Origin of the sequence: Acidovorax sp. WCS2018Noco2-16 (assembly GCF_031843945.1) — a bacterium.
GTDB lineage: Bacteria > Pseudomonadota > Gammaproteobacteria > Burkholderiales > Burkholderiaceae_C > Paracidovorax.
On sequence record NZ_JAVTJJ010000001.1, the window covers coordinates 443272 to 467438 of the forward strand.

At 64.4% G+C, this 24167-nt stretch carries 18 protein-coding genes; 6 read left to right on the top strand and 12 right to left on the bottom strand.

Annotated elements, in window-relative coordinates:
• Positions 1-140: 140 nt before the first annotated feature.
• The gene (locus RQI28_RS01970; protein ID WP_311220911.1) at positions 141-941 is read left to right on the top strand and encodes an outer membrane protein assembly factor BamD; all 801 of its coding nucleotides are present in this window, start codon (positions 141-143) and stop codon (positions 939-941) included.
• Here the strand turns inward: RQI28_RS01970 and RQI28_RS01975 are convergent.
• The gene (locus tag RQI28_RS01975) at positions 904-3015 is read right to left on the bottom strand and encodes an ATP-dependent DNA helicase (RefSeq protein WP_311220912.1); all 2112 of its coding nucleotides are present in this window, start codon (positions 3013-3015) and stop codon (positions 904-906) included. The two genes, RQI28_RS01970 and RQI28_RS01975, sit on opposite strands and share 38 nt — an antisense overlap.
• 101 nt (positions 3016-3116) lie before the next feature.
• On the opposite strand from RQI28_RS01975, the gene RQI28_RS01980 reads away from it, so the two are divergent.
• A complete protein-coding gene (locus RQI28_RS01980; protein WP_311220913.1) occupies positions 3117-3875 on the top strand; it encodes a protein phosphatase 2C domain-containing protein in 759 nt (252 codons plus the stop codon).
• Between the two features lie 25 nt (positions 3876-3900).
• On the opposite strand, the gene RQI28_RS01985 is transcribed toward RQI28_RS01980, so the two are convergent.
• From RQI28_RS01985 to RQI28_RS02005, 5 genes are all read right to left on the bottom strand, one after another.
• A complete protein-coding gene (locus tag RQI28_RS01985; RefSeq protein ID WP_311220914.1) occupies positions 3901-4605 on the bottom strand; it encodes a hypothetical protein in 705 nt (234 codons plus the stop codon).
• On the bottom strand, positions 4605-5702 hold the full coding sequence (gene zapE / locus RQI28_RS01990; RefSeq protein WP_311220915.1) for a cell division protein ZapE: 1098 nt from the start codon (positions 5700-5702) through the stop codon (positions 4605-4607). Before zapE ends, RQI28_RS01985 begins: the two co-directional genes overlap by 1 nt.
• Before the next feature lie 124 nt (positions 5703-5826).
• Complete coding sequence (lpdA, locus tag RQI28_RS01995) at positions 5827-7254, bottom strand: dihydrolipoyl dehydrogenase (RefSeq protein ID WP_311220916.1); 1428 nt, start codon at positions 7252-7254, stop codon at positions 5827-5829.
• An 86-nt stretch (positions 7255-7340) separates the two neighbouring features.
• Complete coding sequence (gene odhB / locus RQI28_RS02000) at positions 7341-8609, bottom strand: 2-oxoglutarate dehydrogenase complex dihydrolipoyllysine-residue succinyltransferase (RefSeq protein ID WP_311220917.1); 1269 nt, start codon at positions 8607-8609, stop codon at positions 7341-7343.
• Between the two features lie 51 nt (positions 8610-8660).
• Positions 8661-11540: a 2-oxoglutarate dehydrogenase E1 component gene (locus RQI28_RS02005; protein WP_311220918.1), complete on the bottom strand. Its 2880-nt coding sequence runs from the start codon at positions 11538-11540 to the stop codon at positions 8661-8663.
• Positions 11541-11778: 238 nt separating this feature from the next.
• Between RQI28_RS02005 and RQI28_RS02010 the strand changes: the two genes are divergently transcribed.
• Complete coding sequence (locus RQI28_RS02010; RefSeq protein WP_311220919.1) at positions 11779-12855, top strand: AI-2E family transporter; 1077 nt, start codon at positions 11779-11781, stop codon at positions 12853-12855.
• Between the two features lie 83 nt (positions 12856-12938).
• Positions 12939-15200, top strand: coding sequence for a diguanylate cyclase domain-containing protein (locus RQI28_RS02015; protein WP_311220920.1), 2262 nt, complete (start codon positions 12939-12941; stop codon positions 15198-15200).
• A 173-nt stretch (positions 15201-15373) separates the two neighbouring features.
• On the opposite strand, the gene RQI28_RS02020 is transcribed toward RQI28_RS02015, so the two are convergent.
• The 4 genes from RQI28_RS02020 to RQI28_RS02035 form a co-directional block, all read right to left on the bottom strand.
• Entirely contained in the window at positions 15374-17449 is a 2076-nt protein-coding gene (locus tag RQI28_RS02020) for an alpha/beta hydrolase domain-containing protein (protein ID WP_311221544.1), read from the bottom strand.
• Positions 17450-17798: 349 nt separating this feature from the next.
• Positions 17799-18803, bottom strand: a complete 1005-nt coding sequence (locus RQI28_RS02025; protein ID WP_311220921.1) for a tripartite tricarboxylate transporter substrate binding protein — start codon at positions 18801-18803, stop codon at positions 17799-17801.
• An 81-nt stretch (positions 18804-18884) separates the two neighbouring features.
• Positions 18885-19250 (bottom strand): hypothetical protein, encoded by a 366-nt coding sequence (locus RQI28_RS02030; RefSeq protein ID WP_311220922.1) that lies wholly within the window; start codon positions 19248-19250, stop codon positions 18885-18887.
• 30 nt (positions 19251-19280) lie between these two features.
• Complete coding sequence (locus RQI28_RS02035) at positions 19281-20645, bottom strand: acyclic terpene utilization AtuA family protein (protein ID WP_311220923.1); 1365 nt, start codon at positions 20643-20645, stop codon at positions 19281-19283.
• A gap of 99 nt (positions 20646-20744) precedes the next feature.
• Here RQI28_RS02035 and RQI28_RS02040 point away from each other — a divergent pair, with 99 nt between their 5' ends.
• Positions 20745-21653, top strand: coding sequence for a LysR family transcriptional regulator (locus tag RQI28_RS02040; RefSeq protein ID WP_311220924.1), 909 nt, complete (start codon positions 20745-20747; stop codon positions 21651-21653).
• A 31-nt stretch (positions 21654-21684) separates the two neighbouring features.
• Here RQI28_RS02040 and RQI28_RS02045 read toward each other — a convergent pair whose 3' ends face one another.
• Together RQI28_RS02045 and RQI28_RS02050 are read right to left on the bottom strand one after the other, a co-directional pair.
• Positions 21685-22431, bottom strand: a complete 747-nt coding sequence (locus RQI28_RS02045; RefSeq protein ID WP_311230881.1) for a hypothetical protein — start codon at positions 22429-22431, stop codon at positions 21685-21687.
• Positions 22432-22761: 330 nt separating this feature from the next.
• Positions 22762-23676: an alpha/beta hydrolase gene (locus RQI28_RS02050; protein WP_311220926.1), complete on the bottom strand. Its 915-nt coding sequence runs from the start codon at positions 23674-23676 to the stop codon at positions 22762-22764.
• Between the two features lie 96 nt (positions 23677-23772).
• Between RQI28_RS02050 and RQI28_RS02055 the strand changes: the two genes are divergently transcribed.
• Complete coding sequence (locus RQI28_RS02055) at positions 23773-24135, top strand: FlxA-like family protein (protein ID WP_311220927.1); 363 nt, start codon at positions 23773-23775, stop codon at positions 24133-24135.
• Positions 24136-24167 lie beyond the last annotated feature (32 nt).

A 24167-nucleotide genomic window follows, 5' to 3' on the forward strand; every position in this document is an offset into this window, starting at 1 on the left:
CCCACCTGCCTGGCTCGCTACAATGCCCGTTTTAGCGCTCGGGTGGCGCACGGCAGGTGTTCCTGTCGCCGGCCCACGGCCCCGCCCGCACAACGCCCGAGTCCATGACGACGAGTCCTCTCTGCCAGAAAGCCGCACCCATGTCGCGTATTTCCGCCCCCCTTCTGTCCGTATTGCTGGCTTCAGGCCTGCTGGCGGGCTGCTCCAGCACGCCAGAGGACAAAACCGCTGGGTGGAGTACAGACAAGATCTATTCGGAAGCGCGAGACGAGCTCAACAGCGGCGCATACGACAAGGCCGTTCCACTGCTGGAAAAGCTGGAAGGACGCGCTGCCGGCACGCCTTTGGCGCAACAGGCGCAGCTCGACAAGGCCTTTGCCCATTACAAGGCGGGTGAAAAAGCCCAGGCCATCGCCACGCTGGATCGCTTCATGAAGCTGCATCCAGCCAGCCCGGCCTACGACTACGCCCTGTACCTGAAAGGTCTGGTCAATTTCAACGACAACCTGGGCCTGTTCGCTTGGCTGTCGCGCCAGGATCTATCGGAGCGTGACCAGAAAGCCGCAAAAGACTCCTTCGAATCGTTCCGCGATCTGGCCACACGTTTTCCCGATTCGCGTTACGCGCAGGACGCGCGCCAGCGCATGACCTACATCGTGAATTCGCTGGCGCAATACGAAGTTCACGTGGCCCGCTACTACTTCGAACGGGGCGCTTATGTGGCTGCGATCAGCCGCGCGCAGATCGCCCTGGCCGATTACAAGGACGTCCCTGCGCTAGAAGAAGCGCTGTACATCCTGATCAAGTCCTACGACGCCTTGGGCATGACGCAGTTACGTGATGACGCCCAGCGTGTGATGCAGGCGTCCTATCCTCAGAGCCAGTTGCTGACCCAGAACGGCGTCAAGGCCAAGGCTGGCCCGTGGTGGAAGGTCTGGTGAGATCGTCCAGCGCCTGATCGAACGCCTCCTGCGTTTCCAGGCGCCGCATCGGTGGCAGCACACGTAACAGGCGCTTGCCGTAGCCCATGGTGAGCAGGCGTGTGTCAGCCACCACCAGCACGCCCGTGTCCGTCTCACTGCGAATCAATCGCCCCGCCCCTTGCTTGAGCGCCATGGCAGCCTCGGGCAGGGCAAAGTCACGAAAGGCGCTGCGACCTGCGCGGTCGAGCTGCTGACCACGCGCCTCCACCAGCGGGTCGCCCGGCGGCGGGAACGGCAGCTTGTCGATCACTACCAGCTGCAGGGCGTTGCCCGGCACGTCGAAGCCCTCCCAAAACGATGCGGATGCGACCAGCACGCGTCCGTACCCTGGTGGCGCTTCGTCTTCCTCCCAGGCACTCTGATCGCGCGTCTCGTTGCGAAAGCGCTCCATCAATTCGCGCTTGGTGCCCTGCCCCTGAACAAGTACCTCCACCTTGCCCGCCGCACCCAATCGCTGCTGCAACTGGACACCGATGCTGCGCAGCGCCCGTAGTGTGGTCGTCAGCACCAGCGTGCGCCCTCCCAGGCGCTCGACAGCATCACCGACCCAGTCGGCCAGCTTGTCAGTGTGGCGTGGATCGGCGGGTGCTGGCAGCTGCGCAGGAATGTACAAAGCGGCCTGCCGGGCATAGTCGAAAGGGCTGCCCATGCGAACAATGCGCGCAGCCTGCAGCCCGCAAGGTTCGGTGAACCAGCTCAGCGCATCGTCCGTGCCCAGCGTGGCGGAGGTGAATATCCATGCCCGACCGCGCTCCTTCGCACTTAGCACCTGCGCCGCTGGCGCCTCATCTTCATCATCCCAAGCGCCGGGTTCCTGCGCGGGACCCATCCAAAGAGATTGCAGGCTCGGTGCAATATCAAGTGGAGACTCCACCAGCCGCAGGTGCAAAGCCACATCGGCCCAGCGCGTCGCATCGGGCGGGCACGGCTGCGACAGGCGCACCAGCCGTTCCATGGCACTCACGGCACGTTCGTGCAGCCGCGCGAAATCAGGCGCCCGCTCGACCACCGTGTCGATGCATTCCAGCGCACCGCGCAATGCCCATTCCAGCGACTGCAAGGCAGCGCTCCAGCTGCGCGTATTGATTCCTTCCGGCGCTTCACCCGTCCATCGCAGCCGTGCTCCCGCCGGTGCTCCCGCGTCCCCGCCTGCCGCCGCAGCGCGCAAGCCGTCTGCAGCAAGGCGCATCGCCTGCGCTGGCGCGGCCCAGTCCACCAGCCCGCGCGCATGCTGCAAACCGACCTGCAACAGGTCGCGGGCCAGATCGTGCATCTGCCCCGTGCTGAACTGCATGCCGAAAAACTGCACTCCCGTTGCGTTGAGTTGGTGTGCCTCATCGAACACCACCACGCGCACTGAAGGCAACAGCTCCGCCATGCCTGACTCACGCACGCCCAGGTCGGCAAAGAACAGATGGTGGTTGATGACCACGATGTCGGCAGCCAAAGCCTCTCGCCGTGCCACGTTCACAAAACACGCCCGAAAGCGCGGACAGGCGGAGCCCAGGCAGTTCTCGCGGGTAGACGTGACGAGTGGAATCGCTGGAGATTTCTCGTCCAGCCCTGGCAATTCGGCCAGATCACCCGTGCGTGTTGCCTGTGCCCAGGTCTCCACGCGTGCCAGCACGTGCTGCAACGAGCGTTCACCCGCCAGCCCGTCCTGGCGCGCCTGCTCCAGTCGGTGCAGGCAGAGGTAACTGGATCGTCCCTTCAGCAGCGCCGCGCGCAGCGGCAAGGCCAGCACCTCCAGCAGCCGCGGAAGGTCGCGCGCGAACAACTGGTCCTGCAACGATTTGGTCGCCGTCGACACCAGCACGCGCTCGCCACTCAGAAGCGCCGGCACCAGATAGGCAAAGGTCTTGCCCACACCGGTGCCAGCTTCGACCACAAGCGCACCGCCCGCATCGATGGTCTCGGCCACCGCCTGCGCCATGTCCGACTGGCCCGCCCGAGAATGGAAATGGGGCAGAGCCCGAGCCAGGGTCCCTTCAGGCGCAAAGGCTGCGTCCACCAGCGCTGTCAACAGTGACATGAGCGCCTTTCTGCACGCCGCCTGCCGATAGGGACGTGTATGAGCACACCCACAGCTGATAATGCCGCCTTCGCCAAGATTGCGCTGCGCCTACCCATCCCATGACCAAAGCGTTCCGCCTCACAGCTTCCACAGGTATTCACCGGGGAGACCGGGAGTACCAACAGGACCAGGTCGCCCTGCTTTCGCACCCGCGCTTTCATGGGTGCGTTCTGGGCGTCGTTGCCGATGGCATGGGGGGCCGCAGCGGTGGACGCAAGGCCTCGGACCAGGTCATGCTGACGGCCCGCCAGCTGTTCGAACGCTATTCGCCTGACGCCGATGACGCTGCCAGCCTGCTCAAGCATCTGGTGCAAGAGGCGCACATCGTGATCCGGCTGACCGCCATCTCCGCCGAGCAGGAACCGCACAGCACGGTGGCCGCTTTCATCATCAACCCGCGCGGCGACTGCTACTGGGCGCATGCCGGCGACTCGCGGATCTACCACTTCAATCGATCGCGCATGGTGTTTCGCACCAGCGACCATTCGTACGTGCAGGCCCTGGTGGACCGGGGGGAAATCACCGAGGCCGAAGCCAATACGCACCCGCGCTCCAACATCCTGGTGGGCTGCCTGGGTGCGGAGAGTGACCCGCCGGTGGCCACCCATCACATCAACCAGCTGCAGCCGGGCGACGTACTGCTGGCCTGCAGCGATGGCGTGTGGCACTACTTTTCACCCGCCGAACTCGCGTCGGTGGTCGATTCACTGAGTCCGCGGGAAGCGTCGGAATTTCTCATCGACAAGGCGCGCTCGCGCGCTCGCGGCGGTGGCGACAACCTGTCGCTGATCGTCGTGAAGATCGAGCCGTTGGCATAGTGGCTGACGTGCGCCATGCCCACCGTCACGGGGCCGCAGAGTCCGGCCATTGCGGTGGTGGCAAGGCCGCCGGCTGCTTGCGGCCAGAGGTCTCGGCTTCTGCACGGGCCTTGTCGTGTTTGGCGCGACGTTCCTGGGCGGCCTGCTGCTTGGCTTCGTAGCGGGCGCGCGATTCCGCAATGCGGTTGGGCTCTGCAGTCTCGCGGCGCTCCTGGTCGGCCGCATGTCCGCTCTGGCGTGCGCGCTGCTGATCTGCCCGCTGGCGTGCCTGCTGGGCCTTGTCATCGCTGCTGGCCTGCCGGGCCGCCGCAGACGCCGCCGGTGTCTTGGGCTGCGCCGCAGCAGCGGCCTCTCGCGCTTGTTGCTGCTGCAGGTTTTCTTCGACGGAACGGCGCCGGTTTGCCGCCTTTTCACGGCGCTCTGCGTCATTCAGCGTCACTTCGCGCTCACGAAGTAAGGCCTCGGCAGACCGCGTGTCTGCACGCACTTTCTGCAGGCAGCTTTCCACAGCAAATCGCTGATAGCACTGGGCTTCATCCGAAGCACGCTGCGCTTGCAGTGCATTGCGGGTCTGCTGCAATTGCGCGCGCTCGGTGTCTCGCTCGGCCTGCGCGCTCAGGACTGAATCAGCCGCCGGTGGTACCGGCGCCTGCGCCAACGACAAACCGGAGGTACCTACCAGCGCCATCGCAGCCAGCCAGCCCAATCCACAGAATACTTTTTTTGTCATCAAGTCAGCCCCGTATCGACTACACGCCGCTCCAGCGCCAGAAATTCCTTCGACTGCATTTCGTTGAGCCGCGACACCGTGCGCGGAAACTCGTGCGCCAACGGCCCTTCGGTGTACAGCTGCTCGGGCGGCACCGCAGCAGAGAGGATCAGTTTCACGCGCCTATCGTAGAGCACGTCGATCAACCACGTAAACCGGCGGGCCGGCGATGCCATGGCCACCGGCATATAGGGCACGTCGGACAGCAGCACCGTATGGAACTGCGTCGCGATTTCCAGGTAGTCGTTCTGCGACCTGGGCCCTCCGCACAGTTCTCGGAAGTCGAACCACACCACGCCACCGGCCTTGCGGCGCGACCGAATTTCTCGCGCTTCAATGTGCAGCACCGGGTCTTCGTCGCGCACCTCGGCCAAGCGGTCAAAGGCTTCGGTCATGGCCGTATCGGCCTGCGGCCCCAACGGCGTGTGATACAGCTGCACCAGCTCGAGCGTGCGGCGCCGGTAGTCGGTGCCGTTATCGACATTGACGACTTCCATGCGCTCGTTGAGCAGCGCGATGGCCGGCAAGATGCGGTCACGGTGCAGGCCGCCGGGGTACAGGCCGTCAGGCTCGAAGTTGGAAGTGGTGACGAAGCCCACGCCGTTGTCGAACAGCGACTGCAGCAAGCGATGCAGGATCATCGCGTCGGTGATGTCCGCGACGTGGAACTCATCGAAGCAGATCAGCTTGTAGCGCTTGGAGATGCGCTCGCCCAGCACGTCGAGCGGGTTCACTGTGCCTTGAAGCCCGGCCAGCTCGCGGTGCACCTCACGCATGAATTCGTGAAAATGCAGGCGCACCTTGCGTTTCAAGGGCACGGCGTTGAAAAAGCATTCCATCAGAAAGCTTTTGCCGCGACCCACGCCCCCGTACATGTAGACGCCACGCGGCACGCCCGGGCGATTGATGAGCTTCTTCAGCGCATTGGATCGGCGCTCTTTGTAGACAGCCCACTCGTCGGCGCAGCGCTGCAGGGCGTCCACTGCGCGCAGTTGCGCCGGATCGCTTTGGAACCCCTTCGCGGCCAGTTCAGCCTCGTATGCCTGCCTTACTTTCACGCCCGCACCCCAATGCTATAAAACTAATAGCTGCTAGCGCTTACGTAATAAGCGCTAGCAGCCAATTTGACTCCAAACCTGGCCTCGCGCCAACTGCCGCAGCGGCGGCACGGTGGGGCAAAGATCAGAAGTTGAGCGTGCGCTTGTCCACCGCCAGGGCGGCTTCCTTCGTGGCTTCGCTCAAGCTGGGGTGGGCGTGGCAGATGCGTGCGATGTCTTCGGCGCTGGCCTTGAACTCCATGGCCACCACGCATTCAGCGATCAACTCGCTCGCCATCGGGCCGACGATATGCACGCCAAGGATCTCGTCCGTGTCGGCATCGGCCAGCATCTTGACCATGCCGGTCGTGTCACCCAGCGCGCGGGCGCGGCCATTGGCCAGGAACGGGAACGTGCCGGCTTTGTACTTCACGCCATCGGCCTTGAGTTGCTGCTCCGTGCGGCCCACCCATGCGATCTCGGGGTTGGTGTAGATGACCCAGGGGATGGTGTTGAAGTTCACGTGGCCATGCTGGCCCGCGATGCGTTCAGCCACGGCAACACCCTCTTCTTCCGCCTTATGCGCCAACATCGGGCCGCGAACCACGTCGCCGATCGCCCACACGCCGGGCAGGTTGGTCTTGCAATCGCCGTCCACGGCAATGGCACCGCGCTCGTCCAGTTGCAGGCCCACGGCTTCAGGGTTCAGGCCGATGGTGTTGGGCACGCGACCGATGGAGACGATGAGCTTGTCCACGTCCAGCGACACGGCCTCGCCCTTGGCGTTGGTGTAGGCCACGTTGACGCCCTTCTTGCCGGCCTTGATGTCACCCACCTTCACGCCGAGCTCGATCTTCAGGCCTTGCTTGTCGAAAGCCTTCTTTGCCTCTTTGGCGATCTGTTCGTCCACCGCACCCAGGAACGTGGGCAGGCCTTCCAGCACGGTCACGTCCGAGCCCAGACGGCGCCATACGGAGCCCATCTCCAGGCCGATGACACCGGAGCCGATCAGCGCCAACTTCTTGGGTACCGAGGTGATGCGCAGCGCGCCGTCGTTGGACAGCACGTTCTCTTCATCGAACGGCGTGCCAGGCAGCGCACGGGCGTTGGAGCCGGTGGCGATGATGATCTGCTTGCCCGTAATGGACTCTTCTTCCTTGCCTGCCACCTTGATCTCGTAGCCGCCCTCGACCGCCTTGGCGAACGAACCACGGCCATGGAAGAACGTGACCTTGTTCTTTTTGAACAGGTACTGCACGCCATCATTGTTCTGCTTCACGACGGTGTCCTTGCGGGCCACCATTTTTGCCACGTCCATCGACAGGCCCTTCACCGCGATGCCATGGTCGGCAAAGTGGTGGTTGGCCTGGTCGAAATGCTCGGACGACTGCAGCAGCGCCTTTGAGGGAATGCAGCCCACGTTGGTGCAGGTGCCGCCTAGAGCCGGGCCGCCCTTTTCGTTTTTCCACTCGTCGATACAGGCCACGTTGAAGCCCAGCTGGGCTGCACGAATGGCGGCGATGTAACCACCAGGGCCGCCACCGATCACGATCACGTCGAATTGTTTGCTCATGTCTATCTCACTCGTTCCGTTGAAAAAAGACCCACCGGCGGGCGCGGCCAGGGGCCAGCCACGCGGGTGGGTCGATATGTATCAGCTTAGATGTCGAACAGCAGGCGCGATGGGTCTTCCAGCGCATCCTTCATGGCGACCAAGCCCAACACAGCTTCGCGGCCGTCGATGATGCGGTGGTCGTACGACATGGCCAGATAGTTCATCGGGCGCACAACGACCTGGCCGTTTTCGACCACTGCGCGATCCTTGGTGGCGTGCACGCCCAGGATGGCCGACTGTGGTGGGTTGATGATGGGGGTGGACATCATCGAGCCGAAAGTGCCGCCATTGGAGATGGAGAAAGTGCCGCCGGTCATCTCTTCGATACCCAGCTTGCCTTCGGAGGCCTTCTTGCCGAATTCGGCGATCTTCTTTTCGATGTCGGCAAAGCTCATCTGGTCTGCGTTGCGCAGGATGGGCACCACCAGGCCGCGGGGCGAGCCCACGGCGATACCGATGTCGAAGTAGCCGTGGTAGACGATGTCGTTGCCGTCCACCGAGGCATTCAGCACGGGGTACTTCTTCAGCGCATGCACGGCCGCCTTCACGAAGAACGACATGAAGCCCAGCTTCGTGCCGTGTTCCTTGGTGAACGCGTCCTGGAACTTCTTGCGCAGATCCATCACCGGAGCCATGTTCACCTCGTTGAAGGTGGTCAGGATGGCGTTGGTGGATTGCGACTGCAGCAGGCGCTCGGCCACACGAGCGCGCAGGCGGCTCATGGCCACCCGTTGCTCCGGACGGTCGCCCAGCTCTTCCTTGCGGCCGGGTGCCGACACTTGCGGCAGCGACTTGGTGGGCGCGCCGGTAGGAATGACGCTAGGTGCAGCCGATGGCTTGGCACCGCCTGCCACGGCCGACAGCACGTCGCCCTTGGTCACGCGGCCATCCTTACCGGAGCCGGCAACGGACGACACTGCCAGGTTGTTGTCGGCCAGCAGCTTGGCGGCGGCAGGCATGGCCACGTCGCTCTTGGAGCCGCCCGTGGCCGCAGCCGCAGGTGCTGCAACGGGCGCTGCTGCAGCGGGGGCAGCAGCAGGAGCCGCAGCCGGCGCAGTCGCACCGGCCTTGCCTTCAGAGTCGATCTTGGCGATCACCTGATCGGACACCACCGTGCCGCCATCGCCCACAACGATTTCAGCCAGCACGCCGGCGGAAGGCGCTGGCACCTCCAGCACGACCTTGTCGGTCTCGATTTCGATCAGGATTTCATCGACGGCCACGGCTTCGCCGGCCTTCTTCTTCCAGGTGACCATCGTGGCTTCGGCCACGGATTCGGAGAGTTGGGGAACTTTGACTTCTACGATAGCCATATCAATTCTTTCGGGGTGTGTCTGTTGGTATTGGAGTGCGGGTAGCCGGCCTTACTTGGACAGGACAAACCCCTTGAGCTTGGCAAACGCGCCTTCTACCAGAGCCTTTTGCTGCTCCTGGTGCAGATGCGAGTAACCCACAGCAGGCGATGCCGAAGCAGCGCGGCCGGAATAACCCAGCTTCTGGCCGTCGAGCATGTTCTCGTGAATGTAGTGCTGCACGAAGAACCACGCGCCCTGGTTTTGCGGCTCGTCCTGGCACCACACGATATCGGTGGCGTTGGGGTACTTCTTCAGCTCGGCGGCGAAGGCCTTGTGCGGGAAGGGATAGAGCTGCTCGACGCGGATGATGGCCACGTCGTCGATTTCCTTCTCTTCGCGCTTCTTGACCAGGTCGTAGTACACCTTGCCGGAGCAGGCAATGATGCGCTTGACCTTATCGGCCTTCTGGTCGATGGCGTCCTTCTGCTCAGGAATGACGGTCTGGAAGGCGCCCTTCGTGAACTCGGACAGCGGCGAGGTCGCGTCCTTGTTACGCAGCAGCGACTTCGGCGTCATGATGATCAGCGGCTTGCGCAGATTGCGCACCATCTGGCGACGCAGCACGTGGAAGATCTGACTGGCCGTGGTGGGCTGCACCACTTGCATGTTGGCGTCGGCCGACAGCTGCATGAAGCGCTCCAGGCGTGCCGAGCTGTGCTCCGGGCCCTGGCCTTCGTAGCCGTGCGGCAGCATCAGCGTGATGCCGTTCACGCGGCCCCACTTGACTTCACCCGAGGCGATGAACTGGTCGATCACGACCTGTGCACCGTTGGCGAAGTCGCCGAACTGGGCTTCCCAGATCACCAGCGTGTTGGGGTCGTTCGATGCGTAGCCGTATTCGAAGCCCAGCACAGCCTCTTCGGACAGGATGGAGTCGATCACGACGAACGGAGCCTGGTTCTCGCTCACGTTCTGCAAAGGCACGTAGCTGCCGATGTCCCACTTTTCGCGCTTCTGGTCGTGAATGACGGAGTGGCGGTGCGTGAACGTGCCACGGCCGCAATCTTCGCCCGACAAGCGCACCGGGAAACCGCTGGCGACGAGCGACGCGAAAGCCATGTGCTCGCCCATGCCCCAGTCCACCGGAATGTCGCCACGGCCCATGGCTGCGCGGTCGTCGTACACCTTCTTGACCAGCTGGTGCGGCGTCACGCCTTCAGGAATGGTGGTGATCTTTTCCGACAGGCGCTTCCATTCGGCGAGCGGAATGGCGGTGTCGCCAGCGTCTGTCCACTTCTTGCCAAGGAACGGGCTCCAGTCCACCGCGTACTTGCTCTTGAAGTTGGTCAGCACCGGATCGACCGTGTGCTTGCCCGCTTCCATCGCAGCGCGATAGGCCTTGAACATGTCGTCACCCAGCGTCTCGCCCAGGCCCTGTGCGGCCAGCTTGTCGGCGTAGAGCTTGCGCGTGCCGGGGTGGGCGCCGATCGTCTTGTACATCAGCGGTTGGGTGAGTGCGGGAGTGTCCTGCTCGTTGTGGCCCAGCTTGCGGAAGCAGATGATGTCGACCACGACATCCTTCTGGAATTCCATGCGGAATTCGAGAGCGAGCTGAGTGGCCAGCGCCACGGCTTCCGGGTCGTCGCCGTTCACGTGCAGCACAGGCGACTCGACCATCTTCACGATGTCCGTGCAATACAGCGTGGAGCGTGCGTCGCGCGGGTCCGACGTGGTAAAGCCAATCTGGTTGTTGATGATGATGTGCACCGTGCCGCCCGTGGAGTAACCACGGGTCTGGGCCAATGCCAGCGTTTCCTGGTTCACGCCCTGGCCGGCGAAGGCCGCGTCACCGTGCACCAGCACGGGCAGCACTTGCTTGCCTTGCGGGTCAGCGCGGCGGTCCATGCGGGCGCGCACCGAGCCTTCGACCACGGGGTTCACGATTTCCAGGTGGGACGGGTTGAATGCCAGCGACAGATGCACCGGGCCGCCGGGAGTGGATACGTCGGAGCTGAAGCCCTGGTGGTACTTCACGTCGCCCGATGGCAGGTCTTCCGGTGCGGTGTGGTCGAACTCGGCGAACAGGTCCTTGGGCATCTTGCCCAGGGTGTTCACCAGCACGTTCAAACGGCCACGGTGGGCCATGCCGATCACGATTTCCTGCACGCCCTTGGCGCCGGCTTGCTGGATCAGCTCGTCCATCGCAGCGATGAAGCTTTCGCCGCCTTCGAGCGAGAAGCGCTTCTGGCCGACGTACTTCGTATGAAGGAACCGCTCCAGGCCTTCTGCGGCCGTCAGGCGATCGAGAATCTGCTTTTTCTTCTCGGGGCCGAAGCTGGGCTTGCTGCGGATGGTTTCCAGCTTTTCCTGCCACCAGCGCTTCTGGTTCTGGTCCGACGCGTACATGTACTCGGCGCCGATGGTGCCGCAGTAGGTTTCGCGCAGCGCGTTCATCAGCTCGCGCAGCGGCATCGATTCCTTGCCGAAAAACGTGTTGCTGGTGTTGAACACGGTTTCCTGATCGGCGTCCGTGAAGTCGTAGAACGAGGGTTCCAGCTCAGGGATCGCAGGGCGCTCAGTGCGCTTGAGCGGATCGAGGTCGGCCCAGCGTTGGCCCACGTTGCGGTAGGCCGCGATCAGCTGTTGTACGGAGGTGCGCTTGCGGCCCAGTTCAGAGTCGGCCCCAGTGGCGACCACGACCTTGGTGCCGCCCTGCTTTGCGCGCTCGGCGAAAGCATTGACGACAGGAAGATGGGGAATGTCTTTGGCATTGCTGCCATCCACCGCAGGTACGTGCTGCAGGGCATCGAAATAATCGCGCCAGCTGTCGGGCACGCTGCCCGGGTTGGCAAGATAGTTCTCATACATCTCTTCGACATAGGGCGCATTGCCGCCGAAGAGATAGGTGTTGCCTTGGTAGGCTTGATAGACGGACGTCGTATCGCTCATTGTTCCGCTGACCTCTGTTTCCCTGAGGGAAACGTTAGCTGGTTGGTAAACCTTCCGCGACACGGCTGAACCGGTTGGCGGATGCGACTGTGGCTAGGGAAGGGCCGGGGGTTGCGACCTGCATTGTGCCACCGAACCTCCGCGGCAACCCAGTGCTGATTTGCGGATGGCGCGCAACGCTTGGCAAAAAAACGCGCGCCTGCTTTACATTTGCAGGACTTTTCCACAGTACGGATCCATGAACCCTCCCCTGCTCCAGAGCCGCACCTTGCTGCTTTTGCTCGCCGCCGTCACGGTGGCTTTTTTCGCCATCCTTTGGCCTTTTCACGGTGCAGTGTTCTGGGGCATGGTTCTGGCCATTCTGTTCACCCCGCTCTATCGCAAACTGCTGCGGCTCATGCCCAAGCGGCACAACCTGGCGGCGCTGGCCACGCTGGTGCTCTGCCTTGTGGTGGTGATTCTTCCCATGACGCTCATCGGCATTTCGCTGGTACAGGAAGCCGGGTTGATCTACGAGCGACTGCGCTCGGGCCAGTTGAATCTGGGGGCCTATGTGCAACAGGTTTTGGCAGCCCTGCCCGACTGGGTGCGCTCTCTGCTCGACCGGTTCAACCTGACCTCGATGAACGATCTGCAGGACCGTCTCTCCACCGTGGGCTTGCAGGCTGGGCAGGCACTGGCCACGCGGGCGTTCGACGTGGGGCAGAACACGCTGCAGTTCCTGGTGAGCTTCGGCATCATGATGTACCTGCTCTTCTTTTTGCTGCGCGACGGGGCAGCGTTGGGTAAGCGCATCGGTGATGCCATTCCGCTGGAAGATGGTCACAAGCGACAGCTGACCAGCAAGTTCACCACCGTCATCCGCGCCACCGTCAAGGGCAATATCGTGGTCGCTGCGGTGCAGGGTGCACTGGGCGGGGTTGCGTTCTGGGCTCTGGGCATTCAGGGCCCGGTGTTGTGGGGCGTGCTGATGGCCTTTCTGTCGCTGTTGCCGGCGGTGGGGGCCGGACTGATCTGGGCGCCCGTCGCCATCTATTTCTTTGCGACGGGTGCCGTCATGCAAGGGGCCATATTGACCGGCTATGGCATCTTGGTGATCGGCCTGGTGGACAACGTTCTGCGCCCGCTGCTGGTGGGCAAGGACACCAAGATGCCGGACTACGTGGTGCTGATTTCCACGCTGGGCGGAATGGCGCTTTTCGGTCTGACCGGGTTCGTCATCGGCCCTGTGATCGCCGCACTGTTCATTGCCACCTGGGACCTGTTCGCGCCGCCGCGCTCTGCCCCGGCCACCTCTGCTAACACGTTGCCCTGACGATCTGAATTCAGCCGGACGGGTGGAGGCTCTGGCCTTTGCGGCAACGCGAGCCGTGCCTTGTTTTCGCCCGCTTATCACCGATGCGCCAACTCTCGCCCCGCCGATATGCAGCGCTCGCGCTGGCTTTGTCGATGGCCACTGCGGCCCTCTTCGCCCAGGTCATCCTGGCGCTTCGCGAAGACGCGTGGAACCACGCGCGCCAGACCAACGCCACGCTGGTCCACACCATCGAGCAGAACATCGGTCGCACCATCGATGGGTTTGCGTATTCGCTCGAAGGCATCGTCGTCGGCCTGGCGCGCCCCGACTTGCATACCCTGCAGCCATCGGTTCGCAACGCCCTGCTTTTCGACAATTCGCTGCGCACGCGGGGACTCGGCAACGTCGTGGTGCTGGATGCAGCGGGCAATATCATCTTCGACTCCACGTCGGAGATTCCGCGCAAGGGCAACCTCAGCGATCGCGACTACTTCCAGGTGCATGCGCAGGGTGCCATGCATGGCCTCTACATCGCCAAGCCGATTTATGCACGGCTTTCCGGTAATCAGCTCAGCCTGCCGCTCAGCCGAGCCTACTTCGATGCAGATGGAAATTTCGCTGGCGTGGTGGTGGGCTCCATCCGGTTGAAATACTTTGACGAGTTGTTTGCATCGGTGAATGTCGATGCGGCCAACCGCGTGGATCTATGGCGCTCGGACGGCATGACGATTGCCACGACGCCGCAGAACGAGGCACTCATCGGCTCCGTCACCATCGACCAGGCACATCTCCAGCGCGTGCTGGCGACTGACCACGGCACCTTTACCAGTGCCGACGATGCAGACGGCACAACACGCCTGCACGCATTCAGACAAATTCAGGGTCATCCGCTGGTGGTCAGTGTGTCCCAGCCAGTGGGCAGCATCCTGGCGCAATGGCGGCGCAGCGCCACGCAGCTCGGCGGTTTTGCCGCATTGCTGGTGTTGGCCAGCCTGGGGCTGGCCTGGCTCTTCGTGCGCGAATTGCGGCGCCGGCAGGCCATCGGTGCGCAACTCAAGCAGGCCGAGCACGACATGAGCACCATCCTGCACAACCTGCCCTCCATGGTGGCGTACTGGGACAGCGACCTGCACAACCGGTTTGCCAACCAGGCCTATCTGCAGTGGGCCGGCATGACTGCCGAGGAGTTGCGCGCCAAACGCATGGTAGAGGTGGCAGGCCCGCGCTTCTATGCGCAGGTGCGCGTGCATGTGGAACAGGCGCTGCAAGGCCATCGGCAGGTGTTTGAGCGGACGCTGCACATGAGCTCAGGTGAAACGCAGCACGCCCTCGTTTCCTACATTCCCGACCTGGACGGCGACAAGGTGCGGGGCTTTTTCGTGCAAATCGACGACCTGACCGAACGCAAGCGCATGGAAGACATGCTGTTCGAAGAAAAGGAACTGGTCCGTCTGACGCTGCAGGCCATTGGCGATGCCGTGATCTGTACTGACGCCCACGGCCACGTCACCTACCTCAACCCAGTGGCTGAATTGTTGACCGGCTGGCAGGCCTTCGACGCCGCCGGACAGCATGTCGACCTGCTCGCCCCGTTGAAGATGCCGGACGGCCAGACTTCTGACGCAAGCCCCATTCAACGCGCCCTGAGCGAGGGCGCCAACCAGGCGGCACAGCGCGGCGTGGTGCTGCGCCGGCGCGATGGCAAAGAGGTCGACGTTGAGGAGTCGGCCAGCCCCATCACCGACCGGCACGGCCACGTGACCGGCGCCGTGATGGTGCTGCGCGACGTGACACAGGCCATGGCCCTGTCGCGCCGCATGGCGCACCTGGCACAGTACGACGCGCTGACCGACCTGCCTAACCGGATGCTGCTGCAAGACCGCGCCGAGCAGGCCATTGCCCGTGCCAAGCGTGACAACCGCAGCCTGGCTCTGATGTACATCGATCTGGACGGGTTCAAGCAAGTCAACGACACCTTGGGCCACGATGCGGGCGATGCCCTGCTGGTGCAGATGGCGCAGCGCTTCACCGCGTCTGTCAGGCAGTCGGACACCGTGTGCCGCCAGGGCGGCGACGAGTTCGTGGTGCTGCTGCCTGCGCTGGACACCGCCGAACAGGCCTGCGTGGTGGCGGAGAAGCTGATGGCCGCATGCGCTGCGCCGTTCGATCTGGACGGCCAGGAGCGGCAGATCTATCTGAGCGGCGGTATCGCCATGTACCCGCAGCACGGCGACAGCTTCGAGGCACTGTCACGCAGTGCCGATGCGGCCATGTACGCCGCCAAGCGCGCAGGGCGCCGCCACTTTCGCCTGTACAACGGAAGCGGTCAGGAACACCTGCGCATGCCGCCTGCCAGCCACTGAAGCCGAGAGAAGGGGCGGGCTAAGGCGACAGTTGCTGCCAGTGCCAACTGACACTGACGCGCGCCCTCAGCACCACGCCATTACTATGGTTTTTATAGCTGCCAGCGCTTTATACATAAGCGCTAGAGGCCCATTTGACCCATAAAACTCACCGACGCCCAGCTGCCATCCATTCAGGGCAGTACCACCCGCGTGCGGGCCTTGGCTACCAAGGCATCGGCGTCGCGCTGCAGCAGCATCCGCTCGCGCACCAGGTCGGCCGCTGCCTGCTCCACCGCTGTCACGTAGCCCGCCTGCGTGCCGTACAGCTCCTGCAGCGAGGGGCGCGCGTCCCCTGCTGCCAGCCGCTGGGCACGGGTGATGTGGAACGGAATGAAGCTGCCCGTCAGGTTCGACAGATCGGTGATGCCGGGCGTGGCGACGTAGTTGAACTCGATGCTGGTGCCCAGCGGCACGCGGGCCTCCAGGCTGCGAATGCCCGCACGGGTGAGCCCGGTGGTGGCGTCCACCTGCGGCACCAGAATGGCGTACTGCTGCGCTGCTACACGCGGTGGCTGCAGCGTCGCGATGCCCGATTCGTCCTGTGGGATGTACTGCGGGCCGAAGTCGAGCAGCGGAAAGCCGTTGTAGAGCCCGCGGTAGTCGAAGGTGGGAATGGCGGTCTGCACGCCGCCCACGCTCCAGGTCAGACCGCGCATGGCCGGAAACACCAGTTGCTCGGGCCGCGCCAGTGTGCCGTCGGCAAGGCGTGGCACCTGGCTGGCCGGCGGCTCGGTGCCGCGAACCACCCAGTCTTCGAGCGTGACGAACAGCGCGCGGAAGGTGTCGGTGAAATGCACCACGGTGCCCGCCGGGTACACATTGCGTGTGGGGGCGTAGCTGATGCTTTCGGTGCCGCCTGCGCCGCCGTGCTGCGTGCTGGCGTAGTAGTAGATGCGGGCGTTGGCCGGCTGGGCGATGTCGCGCAGGCCCTTGGCATCGGTCAGCACGGGCGAGCCCTGCAACTGCCAGAACTCGGTGCCCGACAGGCCCAGGAAGAACTTCGGGCACGTGTCGGTGGCGGCGCAGCGCTTCATCACGCCACCCTGGCGGCCGCTGACGTCGTCCACATAGTCCTTGTCCAGCCCGCGCGGCGCCGTCTGGCCGAAGGCAGTGTGGTCGGTGCGCAGGCCGCCGCCGCCCCCCGGCACCGCGAAACGCGTGTTGACGTGGGTTTGCCGCGCGGCCACGTGGGCGAAGATGCCGTCGAACACCTTGCCGCCGTCTAGGCGCTGGTTGAAGCCCAGGTGCAGGAAGGTCTTCATCGCGTTACCCGACTGGGACGTTCCCTGGCCGATGGTGTGCTGGATGCGGCCCGCGAGCGGGTTGGCCCGCCCGTCCGCGTCGGCCGCCGCGCCACGGAAGAAACTGACCGTGTCGCGCAGTGCCGCCAGGCCCACGCCCATGAGCTTCGGGTCTTTGGCGACGTAGACCAGCTCGTACAAATACTGCGGATCGAAGCCGGCGCGCAGGCACACGCTGGTGGCGCTGGCCGTGCCGGGAAACGGATTGCCAGCCGTATCGCAGGTGGCGAACTTCCAGTCGCCAGCCGCCACAGGTTCACGCGCATCGGTCTCGTTGCGCCGGCGACTGAGGGAGTAACCAGGCTGCGTGTTGTCCAGGCTCGCCGGCTCGTAAGGAATCATCGTGCCGTTGAAAACGCCGCCCGGCAGCGTCATGGCGGCCGCGGCGGCAGTGGGCACCAGTTCAGTGCGGTAAGCGCCGGTGATGCTGCTGCCGTCGGCATTGCGCGCCACCGGCACGGTCACGGTCAGCCGCGCAGGCGTGCTCTTGGGCACATCCCCCTGCCACGCGGAATAGAGCATCACGTAGCCACGCTCGAAGTAGATCGCGTCGCTGGGGCTGGCGGTCAGATTGGGCTGCGTCAGGATGTTGCCCCGATTGGGCGCGTCGTAACGCAACACGCCGTTGGCCTGGGCCATGTTCTTGGGCTTGAGCATCATGAAGTCGGCGCTGTAGTCGACCATGCCGCGCGCGTTTCTCGGCGCCAGTTGCAAGTCCTGAATCACGGCGTTCTTCGGATCGGCCGGATCCACCTCGCCCTGCAGCGTGCCGGTGACCTTTTCGTAAGCACCCACGCTGCCGAAGTTGCCAGGGTAGTCCTCGGTCGCGGTCACCGTCAGTCGCAGCTGCGGCGCCTTGCTCTGCACCGAGCCACCGCCACCCCCACCGCAGGCCGACAGCGCCATGGCTGCAGCGGCGCAGGCCGCCAGGGCGAACGGGCGGCGCGAGAGGCTCGATACGCAGGATGTGGACGCACGGCGCCGCAACGCATGGCCGTAGGGAGTGATGAAAGAAGTGGACTGCATGGCTTTGTCTCCTGAAGGATGGGCCCCCGGGGGAACCCGAACGCAAGGCCCTGTCTGGTGATGCGCCGCGCGAAGCTGCGCCAGGCATCGCCACCAGCCAGGCTGCGCCGCGCTCGCCGTGCTTGGCGGCGAACGTCGGCATCTGAAAAAAGGGAAGGAAGAAGGAAAGGAAGGGTTTGCCTGAAAACGCAGCGGTCAGCTAGCCGCCCGCTGTCCCGTCAAGCGGCGATTACTCGGGCTCGATACCCGCGGCCTTGATGACCTGGCCCCACTTGCGCGTTTCGGCAGACTGGAACTGCGCCAGGCCGTCGGGCGTGGTGGTCCACGCTTCCGAGCCCGCCATGTCGTAGAAGGACTGTGCGGCTGCGCTCTTGGTGGCGGCGGCCAGCAGCTCGTTCAACCGCGCAACGACCGGCGCAGGCGTGCCCGCCGGTACATAGGCGGCAAACCAGTAGCCCATGTCATAGCCCTTCACTCCGGCCTCGGCGATGGTGGGAACGTCACGCAACTGCGTGCTGCGCTTTTGCGTGGAATAGCCCAGCGCGCGCAGCTTGCCGGCCTTGACCTGCGGCACGCCGGTGGAGGTGTCGGTGATCATCAAGTCGATTTGCCCGCCCAGCAGGTCGGTGATGGCCAGCGGGTTGCTCTTGTACGGCACATGCAGGATGTCCACGCCCGCCAGTTGCTTGAGCATTTCGCCCGCCATGCGGCTCGAGGAACTGCCGCTGCCGAACGACAGCTTGCCGGGGTTCTTCTTCGCGGCGGCCAGCAGCTCGGCCACGTTCTTGTACGGCGCCGCAGCGTTCACCACCAGCACCTGGCCGCCCTTGCCCAGACCGGTCACCGGCGCGAAATCCTTCACCGGGTCGTAGGGCAGCTTTTTATAGAGGTGTTCATTGGCCGCATGCGTGGTGTTGGTGGTGATCAGCACCGTGTAGCCGTCCGCCGCCGCCTTGGCCACCGATTGGGCTGCGATCATGCCGCTGGCGCCGGCCTTGTTGTCCACCACCACGGGCTGCTTGGTGTCGACGTTGATCGACTGGCCCAGGGCGCGCGCCAACTGGTCGGTGGCACTGCCGGCCGCAAAGGGCACCACGAACGTGATGGGTTTGGACGGATACGCCTGCGCCATGGCGCCGCCGGCAAGCGACAGCCCCAGCAGGGCCGCAGCCGTGGCCAGAACATGGCGGCGGGCAAATCGGCCCGAAGATTGATTGAGAAATGTGGCGTTCATCTTGTCTCCTGAATGTTTGATGTGATGGGGAAGAACGGGAAAAGAAAAGGCACAAAAAAAGGTGGCTGCTGGAAAAACTCCTTACGCTGGACCAGCGAGGTGGCTGTGCAGATCGGCAGGTACGTGCACTGGCAGTTCCAGCAGCAGGAATGAAAGCGCCTTGCCATGGCTGTCCAGGTTCAGCGCGTCGTTCACGCCACCATCCAGCACGTCGTCGATGACGAAGTTCATCGCATGCAGATTCGGCAGCAGATAACGCGTCACGCTGCGCGGGCGGCGTGAGGCGAAGTGCTGAGCCACCGCCTCTTCGGTGACCTGGCTCACCAGCAAGTCCCACAAGGCCGGGTGCCATGCGATCACGCTGATGTTGGATCGGTTGCCTTTGTCGCCCGTGCGGCTGTGCGCCAGGCGGTAGAGCGGCACGGCGGAGGTTGCTATGTCTGTCATGGTGGATGGATTTCTATGGCGATTGCTGGGTCAGTCCAGCCACTCGAAGCCCACTGCAACGGCCTCACGCGGCACCAGGCACGACACGGTGCCCAGGCGCGGCCGCATGGCGGTGCGCACGCCGCCGCCACCGGCCGGGCCGCAGCAATACAGTGCGGTCACCTCGCGTACCAGCCGCTGCGCCGTGGCGTGGTCGCGGTGCTGCCACGCCACGCGCAAGCGCACGTCGCGGGCGTCATCGCCCAGCGCTTGGGCGGCGGGCTCTTCTAGCCACCGGCTGCTGTCGTCGCCAAACACGCTGGTGACACCGATCAGGTCGATGCGCAAAGGCGCCACACCGGCCAGCCGCTCTCGCAGCACTGCACCGGCCAGCCGGGCACGGGCGCCAGCGCGAGGGCCGGCGTAGGAGATCTCACCTTCTGCAAACCAGCCGGATTCAAAGCACACGTTGACCTTGAGCGTGAGCGGCTGCGCATGCCCGCGCACGCCTGCCAGCCGTACGTTGTCGGGCCCTTCCTGCGTGACGCGGGCTTCGGTGATGTCGGCCACCACGTCTGGCGTGAGGTAGGCGGCGGGGTCGTGCAGTTCATACAGCAACTGCTCCTTGACGGTGCGCTCGTCCACACGCCCGCCGGTGCCCGCCGGCTTGGTGATGGTGCAATGGCCATCGGCGTCGATACGGGCAATGGGGTAGCCCAGCCGCGCCATGCCCGTCACGTCCTTGAAGCCCGGATCGGCGAAGTAGCCGCCCGTGACTTGAGCGCCGCATTCCAGCAAGTGGCCGGCCATGGTGGCGCGCGCCAGCCGGTCCCAGTCGTCCGTGCGCCAGCCGAAGTGCGCCAGCGCCGGCCCCAGCACCAGCGAAGGGTCGGCCACACGGCCGCAGACCACCACGTCGGCACCGCCGCGCAGGGCATCGGCAATCGGCTGCGCACCGATGTAGGCGTTGGCGCTCACGATGGGCTCCACCGGCAAGGCCTCGCCCAGCGCCGCCTGCAGCAGTGCGCGGTGCTGAGGCCCGCTCAGATCATCGCCCTGCACCACTGCCACACGCGGTGGCCGCGCACCGAGTTCTCGCGCAAGTTGCTGAATGCGGCGGGCAGCGCCCCACGGGTTGGCCGCGCCGAAGTTGCTGACGATGCGAATGCCATGCTGCAGACATTGCGCCAGCACGGGGCGCAGCATGTCGTCCAGCAAAGGCTCATAGCCGGCGTCGGGCTGCGTGCGGCGCGCCAGCTGGGCCAGCGCCAGCGTGCGCTCGGCCAGGGTCTCGAAGATCAGTACGGCCGGATGCCCGCTGGCGATGAGCGCTTGCACGACCGGCGCGGCAGCGTCGGTACGGTCGCCCGAAAAGCCGGCGGCACAGCCGATGAACAGGGGGGATGGGCTCGCCATGGGTTGCATCTTTCGCAGTCGTGTCTCCTGCGATGCAATGTAGACCTGAGCGGCCTGTCTGTGAAATAGATAATGAAGATCAATTCATCTGAAATTCAAATGAATATCTCCACCCGTCAGATCGATGCCTTCCTGGCGCTGGCCGCGCAGCGCAACTTCACGCGCGCTGCGGTGCAGTGCCACCTGTCGCAGCCCGCATTCAGCGCACTGGTGCGCGCGCTGGAAAACGACCTGGGCCTGCGCCTTTTCGACCGCAGCACCCGCCATGTGGACCTGACGCCCGAAGGCGTCAACTTTCTGGAGTCGGCCCGCCGCATTCGTGCCGAGGTCGACGCCGCGCTGGAGGGCATGCGCGATGCCGTCACGCTGCGGCGCGGACGCGTGTCGATGGCCTTGCTGCCCTCGCTCGCTGCAGGATGGCTGCCGCAGGTGCTTGCCACCTACCGCGCCGCGCACCCCGGCATCGAGCTGGACATCGCGGATGCGCTGTCGGAGCCCTGCATCGAGCGCGTCGCCGCCGGCAAGGCCGATTTCGCTTTGGCGGCTATTCGCGCAGACACCCCCGAGTTGCGCGCCGAGCCGTTCTGCAAGGACGGGTTTCACCTGGTGTGCCGTGAAGACCACCCGCTGGCCCTTCGCGTAACGGCGCGCGGCAAGCAGGCCGCCCTGTCGCCGGGCGATCTGGCCACCTGGCCCTTCATCCACCTGGCGCGCACCAGCAGCGTGCGGCAATACCTGGAAGCCGCCTTTCACCCCCAGGCCATGCACACGCTGATGGAGGTGGAACAACTGGCCACCGTGATGGGGATGGTGCGCGCTGGCTTGGGTATCAGTGTGGTGCCCACACTCACGCTCTTTCACTTCAACCAGCCGGGCCTGGTCACCCGGCCACTGCGGCTGGCCGGCCTGACCCGCCAGATCTACCTGGTGCGCAGGCGAGACCGTGGGCTGTCGCCCGCTGCGCAGGCGCTCTATGCGCTGGTGATGCAGCAGCGGCCGCGGCAGTGAGCGTGAGACCGGGCTCCAAGCCCGATCCGCATCACTTGGGTGTGTAGGTGATCTTGGTAACGTCGTAGGTGGAGGAAGTACCCGCGACATCGGCCGTGGTCTTGATCCTGACGGTGCGGCCGCGATAAGGCCCTTCGGCGACTGTCCAGATTTCGAACGTGGTCTTGCTGGACTCGTTCGCCCTCACCGTGGTCTTGGCGTTTGAGAACTTGCAGACGTTCAAGGTCCCCAACGCGGTCGGCAGCAGTTCCCGGCCCACATAGGTATACCGGTCTTCCACGCTGTCTTCGACCAAGGTCGTCGCACCGCCCGGGGCCTTGGCCACGACGGTTGATTTTTGCTTATAGGCACGGGCGTGCACCTGGCCGGGCTGCATGTCGATGGGACTGGTGACAGGGGGCTCATAAACCCAGGTCGTTACTTGCGTATCCACGTCAGATATGCCCCCGTAAGCCACCTCGTTTCCAGCCACCAAGTCGCGGAATTCCCGGTTGTTGCCCAGTGCGCCTGTCGACTGCGGTGTGAACGTGACCGGGTTGGCACCCGCAAAGTTCTGCCGCCCGCCCGTCGTGACGGTGGAGACGGTGGTGTAGTCGCTCGGGCCATTGCCCTTGGTAACGCCTTCTTCCACCACGACTGTGCCCTCGTTGTAATCCGCCGCGTTGATACAGGCGGCAGAGCTGCTGCCGGAGGGGGTTGGTGACGGGGCAGGAGCCGGCGACGGCGTGGGCGCAGGAGCGGGCGACGGGCTGGGCGCGGGAGCCGGCGTCTCGGTCACGGGCGGTGTGGCAGGGCTGTCGTCTCCGCCACCTCCACCCCCACAAGCAGTGAGGGACGCAGCAGCGAATGCAGCAAAAACGGCCAGGGCGGCAGCGGTACGTGGGCGATGGGAATGAATGGGCATGTTGTGCAAGGTGGCTGATGTCTGGCCATTCGGCGCACCATGCGCCAGCCGGCTGAACATCCAGTGAGAGCGTTGAACGGTATCGCTCAAGTGCACGCGCATAAACCCTCCCCGAGGAGGGTTGGGGTAAGCACCTGTTCCGGATTCGTTCGACTCTCAACCTCCCGACCCAGCAGCCGTTGCCCGTTGCCCGTTGCCCGTTGCTTAAGCTGCCGCAGCAGGGTGCTCATCGCGCAGAAAAGGCAGCGCCTGCGCAAGCAATGCCTCCGGCGCTTCCTCGGCAATGTAATGGCCGCAGGGCAAGGCCAGGCCTCGCACGTCGGTTGCCACCCGCTGCCACTCCACCAGTGGCTCAAAGCATTGGTGCACCGCGCCCTGCTGGCCCCACAAAGCCAGCAACGGCATCTGCAGCTTGCGCCCCGCTGCACGATCCTCGCGCTCGTGCTGCAGATCGATGCCTGCGGCCGCACGGTAGTCCTCGCACAGGCCATGCGCCGCGCCGGGCAAGGCCAGGCAGCGTTGGTACTCGGCCAGCGCACGTGGATCGAACGGTGCCAGGCCCGCACTGCGCCTGCCCATCACATCGCGCAAGTAGGCTGCGGGGTCGGCTTCGATCAACCGCTCGGGCAGCGGCGCGGGCTGAATGAGGAAGAACCAGTGCCAGTACGCACGAGCGAAGGCCTCGCTCGTTTGTTCGTACATGGCCAGCGTGGGCGCGATGTCGAGCAGCACCAGCCGCTGCACCGCGCGCGGGTGATCTGCCGCCAGCCGGTGCGCCACACGCGCTCCCCGGTCGTGCGCCAGCACCGAAAAGCGCTCATGGCCCAGCTGACGCATGGTCTCGACCATGTCCCTCGCCATCACGCGCTTGCTGTAGTTCGCATGCTGCGCGTCGCCAGACGGCTTGGCGGAATCGCCGTACCCACGCAAGTCAGCCAGCACCAGGGTGAAGTGCTGCGCCAGGCGCGGCGCCACCTTGTGCCAGATGGCATGCGTTTGCGGATGACCGTGCAGCAGCAACAACGGCGGGCCGCTTCCGCCACACTTCACCCGGATATGAACGCCGGGCTCGGTGGAAACATCATGCGCACTGAAATCTGGAAAAAGCGAGTCAGTCATAGGAAAGTGGTTGCGGGTTAGCGGCGCATGGTGCTTGCCGAATGCGTGGCCCATGCACCATTTCATTTTGTGCCAAGGCTGCCGATATGAGGCGATATGCAAGTCTCCCGAGCATCATCTCTCACCACCGCAGGCCGCTCGACCTCAGGCGGGTCCTCAGACACTGCCGCATTGCAAAAGCAGTTGCGTGACCTGACCGAGCAACTCAAGCAGGCCGCGACCGACTCCACGGCGGACAGCAAGGCACGTGAGCAGAAAGTACGTTTGCTGCAGGCCCAGATCCAGGCGGTACAGGCGCAGATCGAAGCGATCCAGCGGCGCAAGCAACAAGAACAAACGGAAAGCACGCAAGACAGCACACGCCAGGCTGGGGCCACCGACACCGTGCAATCGGCCTCTTCCGCCAGCAGTGCCGGCGCACAGGGCCGCCAAGGAAAAAACGTAGACACCTGCGCATGACCGGCTGATCCGCCGCGCCCGTAGCGGGCGCG